The organism is Glutamicibacter sp. AOP12-B1-11 (assembly GCF_052379245.1).
In the GTDB taxonomy this organism is placed as follows: domain Bacteria; phylum Actinomycetota; class Actinomycetes; order Actinomycetales; family Micrococcaceae; genus Glutamicibacter.
Map to the genome: position 1 here is coordinate 20,326 of NZ_JBQSYL010000022.1, position 15,861 is coordinate 36,186.

The 15,861-nt window shown below is 61.2% G+C and carries 15 protein-coding genes; 10 read left to right on the forward strand and 5 right to left on the reverse strand.

All coding sequences use genetic code 11. The features are described from left to right. Nucleotides 1-475: 475 nt before the first annotated feature. From ACT3UQ_RS13590 to ilvA, 3 genes are all read left to right on the forward strand, one after another. The gene (locus ACT3UQ_RS13590) at nucleotides 476-1,297 is read left to right on the forward strand and encodes a Bax inhibitor-1/YccA family protein (RefSeq protein WP_096287733.1); all 822 of its coding nucleotides are present in this window, start codon (nucleotides 476-478) and stop codon (nucleotides 1,295-1,297) included. Nucleotides 1,298-1,506: 209 nt separating this feature from the next. Then, complete coding sequence (locus ACT3UQ_RS13595) at nucleotides 1,507-2,697, forward strand: AI-2E family transporter (protein ID WP_258133612.1); 1,191 nt, start codon at nucleotides 1,507-1,509, stop codon at nucleotides 2,695-2,697. Then, entirely contained in the window at nucleotides 2,698-3,969 is a 1,272-nt protein-coding gene (gene ilvA, locus ACT3UQ_RS13600) for a threonine ammonia-lyase (RefSeq protein WP_096287729.1), read from the forward strand. Between the two features lie 78 nt (nucleotides 3,970-4,047). Here ilvA and greA read toward each other — a convergent pair whose 3' ends face one another. Together greA and ACT3UQ_RS13610 are read right to left on the reverse strand one after the other, a co-directional pair. Then, the gene (gene greA / locus ACT3UQ_RS13605) at nucleotides 4,048-4,542 is read right to left on the reverse strand and encodes a transcription elongation factor GreA (RefSeq protein ID WP_096287727.1); all 495 of its coding nucleotides are present in this window, start codon (nucleotides 4,540-4,542) and stop codon (nucleotides 4,048-4,050) included. A gap of 291 nt (nucleotides 4,543-4,833) precedes the next feature. Then, the gene (locus ACT3UQ_RS13610; protein ID WP_096287725.1) at nucleotides 4,834-5,253 is read right to left on the reverse strand and encodes a DUF4307 domain-containing protein; all 420 of its coding nucleotides are present in this window, start codon (nucleotides 5,251-5,253) and stop codon (nucleotides 4,834-4,836) included. A 208-nt stretch (nucleotides 5,254-5,461) separates the two neighbouring features. Between ACT3UQ_RS13610 and mca the strand changes: the two genes are divergently transcribed. The 5 genes from mca to ACT3UQ_RS13635 all read left to right on the forward strand — a co-directional run bounded on the left by mca (nucleotide 5,462) and on the right by ACT3UQ_RS13635 (nucleotide 11,375). Beyond that, complete coding sequence (mca, locus tag ACT3UQ_RS13615; RefSeq protein ID WP_096287807.1) at nucleotides 5,462-6,328, forward strand: mycothiol conjugate amidase Mca; 867 nt, start codon at nucleotides 5,462-5,464, stop codon at nucleotides 6,326-6,328. A 43-nt stretch (nucleotides 6,329-6,371) separates the two neighbouring features. Further along, nucleotides 6,372-6,653: a hypothetical protein gene (locus ACT3UQ_RS13620; protein ID WP_096287723.1), complete on the forward strand. Its 282-nt coding sequence runs from the start codon at nucleotides 6,372-6,374 to the stop codon at nucleotides 6,651-6,653. Between the two features lie 182 nt (nucleotides 6,654-6,835). Continuing rightward, nucleotides 6,836-8,944 (forward strand): thioredoxin domain-containing protein, encoded by a 2,109-nt coding sequence (locus ACT3UQ_RS13625; protein ID WP_444637304.1) that lies wholly within the window; start codon nucleotides 6,836-6,838, stop codon nucleotides 8,942-8,944. A 98-nt stretch (nucleotides 8,945-9,042) separates the two neighbouring features. Further along, entirely contained in the window at nucleotides 9,043-9,804 is a 762-nt protein-coding gene (locus ACT3UQ_RS13630; protein WP_096287719.1) for an isoprenyl transferase, read from the forward strand. Between the two features lie 257 nt (nucleotides 9,805-10,061). Next, entirely contained in the window at nucleotides 10,062-11,375 is a 1,314-nt protein-coding gene (locus ACT3UQ_RS13635; RefSeq protein ID WP_105570248.1) for a PhoH family protein, read from the forward strand. Here the strand turns inward: ACT3UQ_RS13635 and ACT3UQ_RS13640 are convergent. Beyond that, the gene (locus ACT3UQ_RS13640; protein WP_444637306.1) at nucleotides 11,372-12,166 is read right to left on the reverse strand and encodes a hypothetical protein; all 795 of its coding nucleotides are present in this window, start codon (nucleotides 12,164-12,166) and stop codon (nucleotides 11,372-11,374) included. The genes ACT3UQ_RS13635 and ACT3UQ_RS13640 overlap by 4 nt on opposite strands. Nucleotides 12,167-12,250: 84 nt before the next feature. Between ACT3UQ_RS13640 and ACT3UQ_RS13645 the strand changes: the two genes are divergently transcribed. Together ACT3UQ_RS13645 and ACT3UQ_RS13650 are read left to right on the forward strand one after the other, a co-directional pair. Then, the gene (locus ACT3UQ_RS13645) at nucleotides 12,251-12,745 is read left to right on the forward strand and encodes a prepilin peptidase (RefSeq protein WP_176484236.1); all 495 of its coding nucleotides are present in this window, start codon (nucleotides 12,251-12,253) and stop codon (nucleotides 12,743-12,745) included. A 4-nt stretch (nucleotides 12,746-12,749) separates the two neighbouring features. Further along, entirely contained in the window at nucleotides 12,750-13,217 is a 468-nt protein-coding gene (locus tag ACT3UQ_RS13650; RefSeq protein ID WP_096287711.1) for an NUDIX hydrolase, read from the forward strand. Between the two features lie 172 nt (nucleotides 13,218-13,389). On the opposite strand, the gene ACT3UQ_RS13655 is transcribed toward ACT3UQ_RS13650, so the two are convergent. After that, nucleotides 13,390-15,087: an MDR family MFS transporter gene (locus ACT3UQ_RS13655; RefSeq protein ID WP_105650639.1), complete on the reverse strand. Its 1,698-nt coding sequence runs from the start codon at nucleotides 15,085-15,087 to the stop codon at nucleotides 13,390-13,392. A gap of 49 nt (nucleotides 15,088-15,136) precedes the next feature. Then, a complete protein-coding gene (locus tag ACT3UQ_RS13660) occupies nucleotides 15,137-15,796 on the reverse strand; it encodes a TetR/AcrR family transcriptional regulator (protein ID WP_255248489.1) in 660 nt (219 codons plus the stop codon). Nucleotides 15,797-15,861: the final 65 nt, after the last annotated feature.

Here is a 15,861-nt window from a genome sequence, read left to right on the forward strand (position 1 = left end):
CAATTTCCCCCGCAGCCCAGCCCTCGAAAAAACTCGTTGAAATTCTCTGCGCCATTGCCAATGCAGAAAAATGGATCACATCAAGAGCTCATGAATCGCGCGGAAGCAAGCCAGGACGGCCTGGTTTTCCGCATCGGACGGTACTGAAACCACACAAGGCTATTGCTATCGGCGGGGCCACCACTTGCAGGAGGCCATCTCCACGAGGCGATTCCCTCTGGCTCTGCATTGCGACGCTGCATGCAAAAATTCCCCCATGCTGCCGGGCCAAAGGGGATGGGATTGGAGTTCTGTCGCTCGCAATTAACGTGGCTAGCGGCCTAACCATGAAGCGAAGCGGAAGATGCACACGCTCTAGGCATAATTCAGGCTAAATATATCGATATCATCCCTATGGCTGAGCCGATTCACAGCAAACCCAAATAAGATCGGTAGCAGGACACAGGCGATGGGCTTGTGCTTGAACAAACGACTTATGGGGGAATTCAGGTTGAGCGGTAACCCGATCTTCGGTTCCAAGAACCAGTCTGCAAACTGGGGCACTGGCTCCAATGCAGGCAGTCCGGTCGGATTCCACGAATCCGGCAACCTCAGCGCCGACCAGTTGCAGGGCATGTACCAGCAGCCATCGGCCACTAGCCACGACACCGGTCGCATGACGGTCGGTGACACCATCAATAAGACCATCCTTACCTTGGGACTTGTTGTGCTTGGCGCCGCAGCGGGCTGGGCTGTGCCAATCCTGATGTTGCCAGGCGCGCTGGTCGGTTTCGTGCTGGGCCTGGTCAACGTGTTCAAGAAGAAGCCATCGCCGGCACTCATTCTTTTGTACGCAGTAGCCCAGGGCTTGTTCCTCGGCGGCTTGTCGCAGTTCCTGAACGGGCTATACCCGGGTGTCGCAATCCAGGCGGTCGTCGCGACCTTCTGCGTCGCCGGCGTGACCTTGGCGCTGTACCGCTCGGGCAAGTACCGGATGAGCCCGAAGCTGAACAAGATGTTCATGATCGCGATGATCGGCATGGTGGTCTTCTCGCTGGTCAATATGGTCATGATGATGACAGGTACGGTTGACGGCATGTTCGGCATGCGCAGCGGTATGCTCGGCGTCATCATCGGTGTCGTTGCGGTCCTGCTTGCGACCTACGCGCTGGTTTCCGACTTCACCATGATCGAGGAGCTTTCCCGCCAGGGTGCCCCGGCCATCATGGCTTGGCGCGGTGCCTTCGGCCTGACCATGACCCTGGTCTGGCTCTACACCGAGATTCTGCGCATTCTGGCTATTCTGCGCGAAGAGTAATAACCATATTGGAATAGATTTTGAGAACCAGTGCCCAATACGGGCACTGGTTCTGTTTTTTGTGTCACAATACCGACATGGATCCCGGTGCGGCGCGGAACTCACGGTAACTTAGAGAAATGAAGAGTAACCGGCTGTCGCGACTGCGCCGGTTCCGAGTGGTGCTACCAGCTAAAACCAGCCCGGGACCGACTCCACGCTCAGCGAACGTGGATTTCCATGATGCGGATGACATGCCCTATGGGGTGCGGCTAGCGGCCTGGTGGTCCTGGCGTTTCCTCGTGGTGGCCGCCGCCGTAGGCGCGATTGTCTGGCTCCTGTCGCAGCTGTCTTTACTGCTGATCCCGGTGATGATCGCCGCACTGATCAGCGGTCTGCTTTCCCCTATCGTCAACGTGCTGAATCGTAAGTTGGCGGTGCCGCGCGGATTGGCCGTGGGATTCACCGTGCTTGGCTTCCTCGCGTTGGTGGTGAGCGGATTATCGATGGCTGGCCAGCGCCTTTCCGCCGGGTTCGCAGCACTGTGGAACCAGTCGATCGCAGGGCTGGAACAGGTCCAGGATTGGCTTTTTAATGGCCCCCTGCAGCTAACCAATGACGACCTGCAAAACGTCATCGATGACGCGTTAGGCCAGCTACGCTCGAACGCCACGAATATCTTGAGCGAAGCGATCAGCTGGGGTTCGGCGCTCGGCCAGATCGTCACCGGAGTCCTGCTGGCCCTGTTCACGCTGATCTTCCTGCTCCTCGATGGACGGAAGATCGGCCTGTTCCTGATCAACCTGCTGCCTCTTCGCGCCCGTCCCGCCATGGACGGCGCGATGAGCCGCGGCTGGTTCTCTCTGGTGCGCTACGTGCGCGTGCAGCTGCTGGTGGCTTTCATTGACGCGGTGGGCATTGGCTTTGGCGCGTTCTTCCTGGGCGTTCCGCTAGCGATGCCACTGGGCGTGATCGTCTTCGTTGGCTCCTTCATCCCGATCATCGGCGCGCTGGTTACCGGCGCATTGGCGGTGCTCCTGGCGCTGGTCGCCAACGGTTGGATCAACGCGCTGATCATGCTTGGCGTGGTGTTGCTGGTTCAGCAGGCCGAATCGAACATCCTGCAACCGCTGATCATGGGCAAGGCGGTGAGCCTGCATCCGCTGGCAGTGGTGCTCGCAGTCGCCGGCGGAGCCATGGTGGCTGGCATCCCCGGAGCGCTGTTCGCCGTACCGATCATGGCCGTATTGAATTCGGTGGTGAAATACCTAGCTCGGCGCGGATGGGACGATGACCCGTTCGTCCGCGAACAATATGGGGTTGGCGAGGATCCTCACGCCCCTCCAGAGCAGCCCACCGAAACTTCCCCCGAACAACCGCCGGTGAGCCGGCGCACCGAGAACTTCGCAAATGAGGAATAGATGAGCAGCAAGCCAGAACTACCTGTCACCTTGGCGGATATCGAACACGCAGCACAGGTGCTCGAACCGGTGATCGCCCGCACCCCGATCGAACACTCTCGGGTACTTTCCTTGCATGCAGGCGCCGAGGTGTTCTTGAAGTGCGAGAACCTGCAACGCGCGGGTTCCTTCAAGGTCCGTGGCGCCTATGTGCGCATGTCAAAGCTCAGCGCCGAAGAGAAGGCCCGCGGAGTGGTGGCCGCTTCGGCAGGCAACCATGCGCAGGGTGTGGCCCAAGCGGCGGCGCATCTAGGAATTAAAGCACGCATCTACATGCCGCGCGGGGTGGCGCTGCCGAAGCTTGCGGCCACCCAAGACCACGGCGCGCAAGTGGTGCTGCATGGAGACACCGTCGATCAGGCGCTGGCCGAGGCGCAGCGTTTTGCCGATGAAACCGGTGCGGTGTTTGTGCACCCCTTCGACCACCCCGACATCATTGCCGGCCAAGGAACTATTGGCCTGGAAATCCTGGAGCAGCTTCCGGAAGTGGAGACCGTGCTGATGGGCGTGGGCGGCGGCGGCCTGCTGGCAGGCGTGGCCATTGCATTGAAGGAGAAAGCTCGTCAGCTGGGCCGCGACATCAAGGTGATCGGCGTGCAGGCAGAAAATGCCGCCGCGTACCCTCCGTCGCTGGCCGCGGATGCACTGGTGCCCTTGGACACGGTGCACACCATCGCTGATGGCATCGCGGTGGGCAAGCCGGGCCAGTTGCCGTTTGCCATCATCAAGGAACTCGTTGATGACGTGGTGACGGTCTCCGAAGATGCGCTGGCGCAGGCGCTGGTAGTGCTGCTGGAGCGCAACAAGCTGGTTGTGGAGCCGGCTGGTGCCGTAGGCGTCGCGGCCCTGCTGGAGGACCGTTTGAAAGCCCATGGAATTGACCCGGCGACTACCGTGGTGATCCTCTCGGGCGGAAATATCGATCCGCTGCTGATGCTCAAGGTGATCCAGCGTGGTCTAAACGCAGCCGGTCGTTTCCTGACCGTGCGCATCATGCTGCCGGACCGTCCAGGTGCGTTGGCGACCATCTCGCGGGTCATCGCCGAATCGGATGCAAATGTGACTCGTCTGGACCACACGCGCATCGGCGGCTCGCTGTCCATGGGCGATGTAGCGATCACCATCGATTTGGAAACCAAGGGCCATAAGCATTCCGAGCATGTGCTGGATAATCTGCGTGCCGAGGGCTTCGACCCGCACATCACGAACAGCGCTGGCGGCTCGGTAGCCTAATTTCGAAATTACAGATGAAAAGCAGCTGGCCTGACACTTTTTCAAGTGTCAGGCCAGCTGCTTTTGATGCGTGGGGGACTAGCCCTCGTATGGCGTGGCGGAGATGATCTCCACGGCGATATCGCGGCCGTTGGGCGCGGTGTAGGTCAGCTTGTCGCCAACCTTCTTGCCATGCACTGCCTTGCCGATTGGGGACTGCTCCGAGTACACCTCAAGGTCGCTGTCGCCGGCAACCTCACGGGAACCGAACAGGAAAGTGGTCTCATCACCAGCGATGGTGGCACCCACCAGCATGCCTGGTTCGACCACTCCGTCATCTGCGGGCGCTTCGCCTACGTGGGCGCGGCGCAGAAGGTCCTTGAGATAAAGGATGCGGGCCTCGGCCTTGCCTTGCTCCTCACGAGCAGCGTGGTAGCCGCCGTTCTCCTTGAGGTCACCCTCCGAACGTGCCTGCTCGATGCGGGCAACGATTTCGGTGCGGCCTGGGCCGGAGAGGAAGGTCAGTTCGTTCTGAAGGCGGTCGAAGGCCTCCTGAGTCAGCCACACGACAGGTTCGTTGCTGTTGGTGCTCACGTTGTACTTCCTTTGGTCTGTCAGGGACTTCTTCTGTTAACCGTCCGAGGTGGACGGCAAAGCCGAACGCCACCATGCGGTGGCGTTGAAGAAGTCAGATTCGGTACGAATTGGCGATCTGTCGAATTTCGGCGGATGCAAGCAAAGACCCCGCTAGGCTCCTGTCCCAGTTGCTTTTCAACTAGGCGCACAAACCGATGCGGGGTTAAACGTACTTTCCAACGATAATAGTCGTGTTTGGGAAATAATCCCAATAGATTCAGCTCTGAGGGAAGAAGAACGAGCTAATTGTTACTCGGAGAAATCGTTCGGGACCTTGTAGCAAGCCTCTACCCCAGCGGTGACGGCCAGGTTATCGGTACGCAGCGGCACCGTGATGCGCTGGGTAGTCAGCTGACCCGGATCGGCGGATTCAAGTGCGATGCTGGTAAAGCCAACGGTAGCCTTGGACTCGTTCAGCGCTCTCACATCGCACTGCACACGGTGCTTGGAATTGTATTCGACCTCGATCACCGCGGTCGCCTGAGCTGGCGAGGCAACCGAAAACTCGATGTCCTGCGCGGTTATGGCACTGAAGTTTGCGAATCCGATATACGCCGCACCGGCGACGCCGACGGTCAGCGCGCCACCGATGAGCAGGAAGCGGGTGCGCTTGGACAGCGGGCGTTTCTTGGGGTTGTTGTATCGAGCCGTTAAGCTTGGATCAGACATCGCTTACCCTGTACCACTCTCTGCCGCTATCTATGAGGTATCTCTTAGTCTACCGGCAGGCGGTTCAGGGAATAACTCGGGTCTACGTGAGAGTTGTCATTGATGGTATGCCATGACGGCATACCGGCCTGTTCACAGTGCAGAAGGAAGATTTTACGTGGAGATTCACGACGTGAAGAAGTTAGCGCCGTCCCAGGGGCTGCGTCTCATGGCAATTCATGCCCACCCGGACGACGAGTCTTCAAAGGGGGCTGCCACCATGGCCGCCTATGTTGAAGCCGGCGCCGAGGTCATGGTCGTCAGCTGCACCGGCGGTGAACGCGGTGACATTCTCAACGCTGCGGTCGGGGAACTGGCCCACGCGCATCGTGACCTGCCCGGCGTGCGCCGCACGGAGATGGCTGAAGCCGCCGCGGTACTCGGGGTCAAACACCGCTGGCTAGGATACGTCGACTCGGGCCTGCCCGAGGGCGAGCCGTTGCCGGAACTGCCTTTCGGCGCGTTCGCACTGCAGCCGGTGGAAATCGCGGCAGCTGGTGTCATCAAGCTGATCCGCGAATTCCGTCCGCACGTGATTACCACCTACGACGAGAATGGCGGATACCCGCACCCGGACCACATCCAAAGCCACAAGGTCGCCACCTTCGCGTTCGAACAAGCCGGAAACCCTGAGATGTACCCCGAGCTCGGCGAACCCTGGGAAGTGGACAAGCTCTACTTCGACCGTGCGTTCTCCTCTGACCGCTTCCGCACCTTGCACTACGCAATGCTGGAAGCTGGCTACGAATCTCCGTACACCGAACGTGTTGCCATGTGGGAAAACGACGAAGAGAACGAAATGTTCAAGTGGGTTTCGCCACATACGACCACCACCCAGGTGCACTGCGCAGACTACTTCACACTGCGCGATCAGGCGTTGCTAGCGCACCGAACCCAGATTGACCCGGAAGGTTTCTTCTTCGCGGTCCCCGAGCACATCTATGCCGAGTCATGGCCGTGGGAGGACTACACGCTGATCTCCTCGAAGGTTGCCACCGAGTTGCCCGAAACAGATCTGTTTGCCGGACTAAGATAGAGCTAAGTACCAACCAGTCCCAGAAAAGAGTTGTCCCCACACCGTGAATGCGATCTACGCGACCATGCTGGTTGCGAGCACTAAAGTGCAGAACGAAAACTTGGACGAGAACAGTTATGGCCCGGGGTTCCTCGGGTTCGTGTTCACCGCGTTTCTGGCACTGGCAGTAATCTTCCTCATTCGCGACATGGTGCGCCGTGTACGCCGCGTGCGCTACGCCTCGGAAGCCGAGGCTAAGCAGAATGAGCTGATGCTCAAGGGCGAGAACCAGCCACGCCAAGAATCTACCGATCCGGTAGATCCGAAAACTTCCGAGGACAGCTAAGCTTCACGGCAGTTGGATCAAGGCCTCGTGCCGTGTGCGCCAAATTTTTGGTGCGCCCGGCACGAGGCTTTCCGTTTCTGATCGGGCGGGACATGCGGGAACGCAGTGTGGCCTAGCAAACCGATTTTGCCTTTGGCCACGTTTGCAGGTGAGCTCTAATCCTCATGGGGCAGAATGGCGCTATGGGACAACGAATCGCCACAAGCTCCTCTGCCTACCTGCGTCAGCACTCGCACCAGCTCGTTGACTGGTGGCCCTACGGTGATGAGGCTTTTGAGCAGGCCCGGCTGCGGGATGTTCCGGTAATGCTCTCCATCGGCTATGCGGCCTGCCACTGGTGCCACGTGATGAGCCACGAATCCTTTGATGACCCTGGGATTGCTGGAAAATTGAATGACCGATTTGTCGCGATCAAGGTGGACCGCGAGGAACACCCGTTGGTGGATGACACCTATATGATGGCCACTCAAGCCTTGACGGGTTCCGGCGGCTGGCCCATGACGATCTTCACCCTGCCCGACGGGAGGGCATTCCACGCCGGCACCTACTACCCCCGCGAACCCCGGGGGAAGATTCCATCCTTCACCCAGCTGCTCGACGCGGTGCATCAGGCCTGGGAGGAACGCCGCGAAGGGCTGGAAGAACAGGCCGATATGCTCGCCAACCATCTGGCCGAACTTGGCTCCCGGCAAGGGGCATTATTGACCCTGCCGAGCACCTCTCCGGTAGCCGAGGCGCTTGCGGTCGCGAGCACGCATTGGATTACCGCGACCAAACCCGAAGGTGGATTCACCCCGGCGCCCAAGTTCCCACCGAGCTGGGCGCTAAAAACCCTGTGGCGCACGGTGATGCTGAACCCCGAGCGCAGCGCTGAAGGGTTCAATGCGCTGGCGACTACCATCGAGGCGATGCTGCTTGGCGGTCTGCGCGATCATCTGGCTGGCGGGTTCGCCCGCTACTGCGTGGATGAGCACTGGGCGGTCCCGCACTTTGAAAAAATGCTCTACGACAATGCGGGTTTGCTCTCCCTGTGTGCGCGCACCGCGGTCTTTGCCGAAGAGTTGGCGGCACAGGACACCGCGGAGTCGGTACGTGCAGCGCAGCTTGCGCAGCTGTCCCGGCAGGCGGCGCTGGATACCGCGCAATTCTTGTCCGCCGAGCTGCTGACCGGAGCGGAAGGCGAAGCGCATCGTGCGTTGGCCGCCTCGTTGGATGCGGATTCAATGCGTGCCGGAAAAAGTGTCGAGGGTGCGGCCTACACCTTCACCCGGGAAGAATGCGCCGAGGCGCTGCGCCGGGCGGGAGTGGAACTGCCTGCGGGTCTGGTGCGGCTCGCGGCGGTGGCCGAAGATCCCGGCTACTTCCACCTGTCGTTGACCGAGGCGCCGGCAAACGACCAGGTCGAGATCTGGGAGGCCTTCAAGGAGCAGCTGCGCATCCTGCGGGCCGCTCGCGAACGTCCGGGGCGAGATGAGAAAATCATTGCCGGATGGAACGGGCTGGCGATCGAGGCCCTCGCGGAGGCGGGCGAACTGCTCGCCGACCCGTGGCTCGGAGAACTTGCCGAGCAGGTGGCGACCACGCTCTGGGAGGTTCACTGGGACGCGCAGACTAGGACCCTTGCCCGAGTCAGCTTCGCCGGTCAGCAGGCGGCCGGCAACGAGGGGACCTTGCAGGACTATGCTGCCCTCGCCCTGGGGTTTCTGGCGCTGGGCCAAAGCCCAAAGCGTGCCACATGGCAAGAGCGCGCCGGGGTGCTGCTTGAGCGTGCTGCGAGCTTCCTCGATCCCGAAACCGGGATCCCACGAGATACCGTCAGCCTAGATGCACGGCTGAGCAAGCAGCGCGCAAATATCGCACCGGTCACGGTACTCGATGATGCCATCCCCGCCGCCGGGGCGCTCTACGCCAAGGCCATGGCGCGCCAGGCGCTGCAGAGCATGGCGGACGGGAGCTTCGATGCGCTGGGCGCCGACCGGCTTGAGCAGGCAGGCAAGCTCAGCGCGCACGCTTCGGCGCTCGCCGGCGAAGCGCCCACCCAGGTGGCAACCGCGCTAGAGGTGCAAGCGGTGCTCGACGCGACGGTGCATTATGTGAATTTCACCGGAGGCAGCAACGCGGAACGCGTGAGATTACGGGCGCTTTGCAGGGGACTGGGGATCGAAGCCAGGAGCGCCGGCGAAGCGTCCAAGGACGTGCAGAGCCTGCAAATCCAGCCCTGCAGGCTCCAATTGTGCAACCTTCCGGTGACCGGAGTAGACGCATTCTTGCGGATGCTGCGTGGTCAATAACCCTTGAGCCGGCCCGGTTGGATGCACCGGGCACGCGGCGAAACACGATAGATTTAGTTAGAAGAATTCTTTGATTGTGTGCGAAAGCGAGGAACCAGGTGCGATTTCCCTCTCTGGTGTACCGTTTCTACGAACGGCGCCTAGCGAAGTCGTTGCCCAGTGACAAGCTTCCGCACCACATTGGGGTGATGGTTGACGGTAATCGCCGGTGGGCAAAGCTTGCCGGAAGCCCGACCCTTGCCGGCCATCAGGCCGGAGCAGACAAGATCCTTGAATTCCTTGAATGGTGCGAGGACCTGGGAATCAAGGTCGTCACCCTCTACATGCTCTCCACCGACAATCTGAACCGCGAACCCAGCGAACTGCGCGACCTGCTCAAGGTCATCGGCAACACCCTGGATCGGCTGGGGGAGACCAACCAGGTCAAGGTGCAGCAAGTCGGTGCGCTGGATCTGTTGCCCGAAGAACTTGCCACGAAGCTATCGGCCCTGGAAACGATCACGGCACACCGCACCGGGGTGCACGTGAATGTCGCTATCGGCTATGGAGGCCGGCGGGAAATTATCGACGCGATCAAGTCATTGCTGCACGATGCAGCGGAGCACGGACGTTCGCTGGAATCGGTAAGCGAGTCGCTATGCATCGATGAGCTGGAGTCATACCTGTACACCAAGGGGCAGCCGGATCCCGACCTGGTGATACGCACCAGCGGTGAACAACGGCTCAGCGGATTCTTGACCTGGCAGAGTGCCTACTCCGAGTTTTATTTCTGCGAAGCGTTGTGGCCGGACTTCAGGCGCGTCGATTTCCTCCGCGCGCTACGCGACTTCGCAGACCGCCAGCGCCGGTTCGGCGCTTAATAGCCCAGTGAAATGCCAAGTATCTAGCGTTCAAAAAAATGATACTTGCGCTTAACCTACTGGAGCCCTTTGCGGTCTATGGTGAGAATATGGCGGGATGACACAGTCCCGGCTGACCGAAAGGTTCCTCACTAGATGACCAGATGCGGCGTTTCCCCGGAGCAATTCGTGGGTCACCCTCGGCATCCGGTGGCGGAACTTCCCACTGAAGCGTGGGGAGATTCCCCCACGCCGGATTCGAGAATGGGTGCGCTGCTATGACCCGAACTACCGACTCGGTTGTCCGAACTTACGTCATCGACACCTCGGTGTTGCTGTCGGACCCGAAAGCGATGTTCCACTTCGAGGAACACCATGTGGTGATCCCGTTGACAGTCATTACCGAGCTGGAACACAAGCGCAAGGACCCTGACCTGGGCTTTTTTGCCCGCCAAGCGTTGCGCCTGCTCGACGAACTGATCGCCAGCCATGGCGGCTTGGCGGATGCGGTTCCGGTTTCCGATGCCGGAGGTACCTTGCGCATCGAGCTGAATAACATCGCCTCTGAGGTGCTTCCCTTGGGGATGCGCTCGGGAGACAACGACACCCGCATCCTGGCGGTAGCCAAGCACCTGCTCGACCAAGGCCAGGACGTGGCCTTGGTGACCAAGGACCTGCCGATGCGCATCAAGGCTTCGGCCATCGGCATCCACGCCGAGGTGTACCGCAACGAGCTGATCGCTTCCTCGGAATGGAGCGGGGTGGAATCACTGGAGCTCGATGAATCGAAGATGGCAAGGCTCTACGACACCGAGCGGCTCACCGATCTTCCCGAGGCGAAAGATTCTCCGGTGAACACCGGCTACGTGATTACCTCGCCGCGCGGCAGCGCGCTGGCCCGCAAGGTCTCGGCCGACACGGTCAAGCTGGTGCGCGGGGACCAGCAGGCCTTCGGGCTGCATGGGCGCAGCGCCGAACAACGCATCGCACTGGATTTGTTGATGGATCCGAATGTCGGAATCGTTTCGATGGGCGGCAGCGCAGGCACCGGCAAGTCCGCGCTGGCCTTGTGCGCGGGGATGGAAGCGGTGCTCGAACGCCGGGAACACCGCAAGATCACCGTGTTTCGACCGCTCTATGCGGTGGGCGGCCAGGAACTTGGCTATCTGCCGGGCTCCGAGGGAGAGAAGATGGGACCGTGGGCTCAGGCGGTCTTCGATACCCTGGGCTCCATCGTGTCCAAGAACGTGATCGACGAGGTTCTCGAGCGGGGGATGCTCGAAGTCTTGCCGCTGACCCACATCCGCGGGCGTTCGCTGCATGACTCCTTTGTGATCGTGGACGAGGCGCAGTCCTTGGAGCGCAACGTGCTGCTTACGGTGCTCTCGCGTATCGGACAGAACTCGAAGGTGGTGCTCACCCACGACGTGGCCCAGCGCGACAACCTTCACGTGGGACGCCATGACGGTGTCGCCGCGGTGGTCGAGCAGCTCAAGGGGCATGCGCTCTTCGGGCACGTGACGCTGATGCGTTCGGAGCGCTCGGCGATCGCGGCGCTGGTCACCGAGATGCTCGAGGGGCCGCTGGTCTAGCGCTGTGCGCGCACCGTCCACGGGATGTGTGCGCGCACATCAGTCATGGTGGGTGTGGCTACGGTGAACAGCGAGTCGATGTAGTACTCGTTCTTCGCCAGCACCGCGATGCGCAGCGGCGGTTCGCTCCCATCCAGCAGCCGGCGCTCGACGCAGATTCCGGTATCCAAATCCAAGACAAGCAGCGCAGCAGTTCCGGCTGGGACCAAGGTAAATGAGTCGCTACTGGGCTGGTAGCTGTGGCCTGCGGTGAGCACCGCGGAGAGTTGCGCGCGACCGTGCTCGCTGCGTGTGGGAGCCAGCTCGTGGATGTATGTGGGATGTTCGAAGGCGAGGTCCAATGATGCCGGCTCGGTACCGGCCAGCTCAAAGGGGTCGAGCATGCTCGCCAAGAAATCCAAGGGCAAGAGGTCCTGGTAGCCGTCGATGTCCGGCCGCCGGGCGATCAGGTGGTCATTTGTGTAGACCGGATAGGTGAGCGAGGCCGGAAGCTTCCAGGAGGACTCGGTCGCGGCCACGTAGTCGCGGCCCCGGTCCGCGGTGAACAATTCGCGCTGGTAGCGCAAGGTATCGGATTCGTCGCTGATGGCGATAGCCTCACGGCCGCGCAGGACCATGCCCAGCGTGCCCGATAGCGAGTGCTGGGCGAAGGCCGGCGGGACATCGAGTTCCAGCCGCAGCGAGGTGCTCAGCCAGGGAGCCGAGCGGGCCAGTGCACGGAAGCGCCGGCGCGCCGCGGAATCGGGTGCCGGATGTTCGGGGAACAACTGCGGTGCTGCTGGCTGGGTCATAATTCAAGTGTAGAAGCGCTCAAGTTATTCACAACCCCACAAGCACCACTAGAGTCCAAGTCCCTGCCCGCTTATGCTCTAACCATGATCGGTATTTGGCAGGAATCGGTGGGTGCGGCGTTGCTGCTCATGCTGTTCTGCGCCTGCTTTCTGGGCTTCGGGGTGTCGCTGGCGGTGGCCGATGTGAAAAGCCACCGGTTGCCGAACCGCTGGCTGCTGCGTTGGGCCGCGGCCAGTGCGCTGCTCTTGCTGGGGCTCAGCGCGGTGCGGGCAGCCTACATGCCTTTGCTCTGGGCGCTGCTCGGCGCCGTCATTCTGGGCGGGGCCTACTTGGTGCTCGCGCTGGTCTCGCGCGGGTCAATGGGCATGGGCGACGTGAAGTTGGCCGCGGTGCTCGGCTTGAACCTCGGCTACTTCTCGCTGCCCGCGTTATTCGTGGGCAGCGTATTTGCCTTTGTGCTCGCCAGCCTGGTGGTGCTGGCGGGAATTATCGCGCGGAAGCTCACTGCCAAGTCGGCGGTGGCCTTCGGCCCGTTCATGATCCTCGGTGCGGCCCTGGCCCTGCTTATGACACGATAGGCCCATGGCAACTCCGGAATTCATCACCGAACTGCGTACCCATATCGGCCATGACATGCTCTGGCTCAGCGGGGTGAAGGTCGTCGTGCTGGACGGAACTAAGGTCTTGCTGGTTCGCCGGGCAGATAACGGGCTGTGGACCCTGCCGGCAGGAATTATCGATCCCGGCGAAGAAGCCTCGCACACCGCGGTGCGCGAGGTCCACGAAGAGACCGGCATCGACTGCGAGCTGACCCACCTGCTGGGCATCGGTGTCACCGCGCCGGCGACCTATCCGAACGGGGACCACGCCCAGTATCTTGATGTGGTCTTCCGGGCGAGGCATCTGGGCGGCACTGCGGAAATAAATGATGATGAAAACGTGGAAGTCGGCTACTTCGAACTCGATGACCGCCCGCGGCTGCCGCCGCTGCACGAGCGGGCCATCGACTGGGCGCTGAATCCGCGCCCCGGAGGGTATTTCGCCGCCTAGAGCAAGGTGTAGTTTGCGATTCCCCGGAAGCGCATAAGTCGTTTGCCTGCCCTTCGCTTGGTAAACAAGAAGACTTTGGAAAACGACAACGCCCCGCACGAGCGATTCCTCATCTCCCAGCAGGCTGGGGAAAGGAATCGCAGGTGCGGGGCGGCGCCTAGCACGAGGCTAGCTACACCCTAGGGCGTTCGTCGCTTTTCGGGGCGGTAGCTGCATCCTGCTCCGACTCACCTTGCGGAGGCTGATTCACCAACCTTGCTTGTCGTTCTGCATCTTCAAGTAGCTTGGCTTCCTCGCCACCAATCGCCTCGCCACGTGCCACCATGCCAGCGGTGTCCGAGAGCGGAACCTGCTTGAGCAGCAAGGCCAAGACGAAGGCGATGAGGATGAACGGGATCAGGTACCAGAACACCGGGGCCAGCGAATCGGCATAGGCGGTCACGATCCCATCGCGCATTTGCTCCGGCAGCTTGGCCAGGGTCTGCGGATCCAGAGTCGCGGTCGCATTGCCGGCGTCCGTGGCGCTTGCCCCGGAAGCGGTGAACACCTCGGTGAGCTTCTCGGAGAGTCGGTTGGTGAACATGGCACCGAAGATCGCCACGCCCAACGAGGCACCGACCTCGCGGAAGTAGTTGTTCGTCGACGTGGCGGTGCCGACCATTATCGGGTCCACCGCATTCTGCACCACAAGCACAACAACCTGCATGATCAGGCCAAGGCCCGCGCCGAAGACGAACAGGTACACGCAGATCAGCCACAACGGGGTGCTGGCGCTCAGCGAGGTGAACGCGAGCATCGCCAGCGCGGTGACCAGGGCACCGGCGATCGGGTAGCCCTTGTACCTGCCGGACTTCGTGATTGCGATACCCGAGAAGATGCTGGTACCCATCATGCCGATCATCATCGGGACCATGAGCAGCCCCGAGACCGCGGCGGAGGTGCCAGAGGACATCTGCAGGAAGGTCGGAACGAAGGCAATCGCCGCGAACATGCCCAGGCCCAGGGTGAATCCGATGGCGGTGGCGTTGATGAAGATCCGGTTCTTGAACAGCGAGAGCGGAATGATCGGGTCTTCCGCACGGGCTTCGACGACCACGAACAGCACGGCGGCTGCCAGCATGCCAAGGCCCCAACCCCAGGTTTCCAGGGCTGCCCAGCCATGGTTCTTCGAGCCGCCGAAGTCGGTGAAGAAGATCAGGCAGGTGGTGGCGGCCGAGAGCAGCAGCACGCCCAAGACGTCGATCTTCTTGGTGGATTTCTTGTTCGGGATGGTCAGCGCGAACCAGGCGATCAGGAACGCGGCGATCCCGATTGGGATGTTGATGTAGAAGGCCCACTGCCAGGTCAGGTGATCTACGAAGAATCCACCAAGCAGGGGACCTGCGACGGCCGAGATGCCGAAGATGGCGCCCAGCGGGCCCATGTACTTGCCGCGCTCGGAGGCCGGGACGATATCCGCGATGATGGCCTGCGAGAGGATCATCAGCCCGCCGCCGCCCAGGCCCTGCATGGCGCGGAAGAAGACGAACATCCAGAAGGTGCCGGCAAACGCGGCACCCACCGAGGCCAGGGTGAACAGCGCGATGGCGATCAAAAACAGGTTGCGCCGGCCGAGCACGTCACCGAATTTGCCGTAGATCGGCATCACGATGGTGGTGGCCAGCAGGTAGGCGGTGGTGATCCAGGCCTGGTGCTCGACGCCGCCGAGCTGCCCCACGATGGTTGGCATGGCGGTGGAAACAATGGTCTGGTCGAGGGAGGAGAGCATCATTCCGGCGATCAGCGCGGAGAAGATGATCCAGATACGCCGTTGCGTCAGGAGCAGCGGCGCCGGTTCCGGGATTTTCCGGGACTCGGTGGTCGTTGACATGCGTGGGTCCTTGCGAGATTTATAGGTGGCTGGTGGTTCTGGCGTCCGGCTAGGAACGAGTTAAGGGCTGGCAATACAATTCCCGAGCCAGCTCGATGACTATGAGGAATTCTTCGGCCAGGCTTCGTTCGCGCTCGGATTCGAGGAAACGGTCGATGGCTTTGAACGTGGCGAACTGCAATGAATGAACAAGCAGCGCGAGACCCGGATGGTCCGCCTCGACACCTTCGCGCTGGGCGATAAGCTTCATGAATTCGGCTTGCCGCTCGGGGCCCACCTGCATCATGCGTTCTAGCAATTCGGGTTCGCGATGCACGGCTGCGAAGAATCCCTGGGTGCTGCGGATAGCCTGCTCGTCGCGGTTCAGCTGTTCGATGATCAGTGCGACGAGATCCGCCTGCAGGGTGGGGGAGATCCCGGTGATTCCTGCCGGCCGGGCGGCCATAAACCGATCCATTGCGCCGTGCGGCACCCCGTCATCAACGTGCCCGAAGACCGCGTCGATCTTTGTGGCGAAGTAGTTGAAAAAAGTGCGGCGCGAAATGCCCACCGCCGCGCAGAGCTGATCCACGGTGAAACCGGCAAAGCCGTATTCGGCGGTGAGCTCACGTGCGTGCTGGGTGATCGAAAGGCGCGTTTTTTGCATGCGTGCGCTGAGCCCGGCAGGTGCTGCAGCCGGTTCGGAATCGTTCGTTGCACTTTTATTCACAAGATGCAGTTTTGCACTCAAGGTGCAGGCAGTGCAACTTAAGTAATCGGGAACACAGGACGGCA

Bases quoted from the DNA above. Each gene is read 5' to 3' on its own strand.
- ACT3UQ_RS13590 (WP_096287733.1), top strand. From the start codon at position 476: ATGGGGGAATTCAGGTTGAGCGGTAACCCGATCTTCGGTTCCAAGAAC.
- ilvA (WP_096287729.1), top strand. From the start codon at position 2,698: ATGAGCAGCAAGCCAGAACTACCTGTCACCTTGGCGGATATCGAACAC.
- ACT3UQ_RS13610 (WP_096287725.1), bottom strand. From the start codon at position 5,253: ATGTCTGATCCAAGCTTAACGGCTCGATACAACAACCCCAAGAAACGC.
- mca (WP_096287807.1), top strand. From the start codon at position 5,462: ATGGCAATTCATGCCCACCCGGACGACGAGTCTTCAAAGGGGGCTGCC.
- ACT3UQ_RS13625 (WP_444637304.1), top strand. From the start codon at position 6,836: ATGGGACAACGAATCGCCACAAGCTCCTCTGCCTACCTGCGTCAGCAC.
- ACT3UQ_RS13635 (WP_105570248.1), top strand. From the start codon at position 10,062: ATGACCCGAACTACCGACTCGGTTGTCCGAACTTACGTCATCGACACC.
- ACT3UQ_RS13640 (WP_444637306.1), bottom strand. From the start codon at position 12,166: ATGACCCAGCCAGCAGCACCGCAGTTGTTCCCCGAACATCCGGCACCC.
- ACT3UQ_RS13645 (WP_176484236.1), top strand. From the start codon at position 12,251: ATGATCGGTATTTGGCAGGAATCGGTGGGTGCGGCGTTGCTGCTCATG.
- ACT3UQ_RS13650 (WP_096287711.1), top strand. From the start codon at position 12,750: ATGGCAACTCCGGAATTCATCACCGAACTGCGTACCCATATCGGCCAT.
- ACT3UQ_RS13655 (WP_105650639.1), bottom strand. From the start codon at position 15,087: ATGTCAACGACCACCGAGTCCCGGAAAATCCCGGAACCGGCGCCGCTG.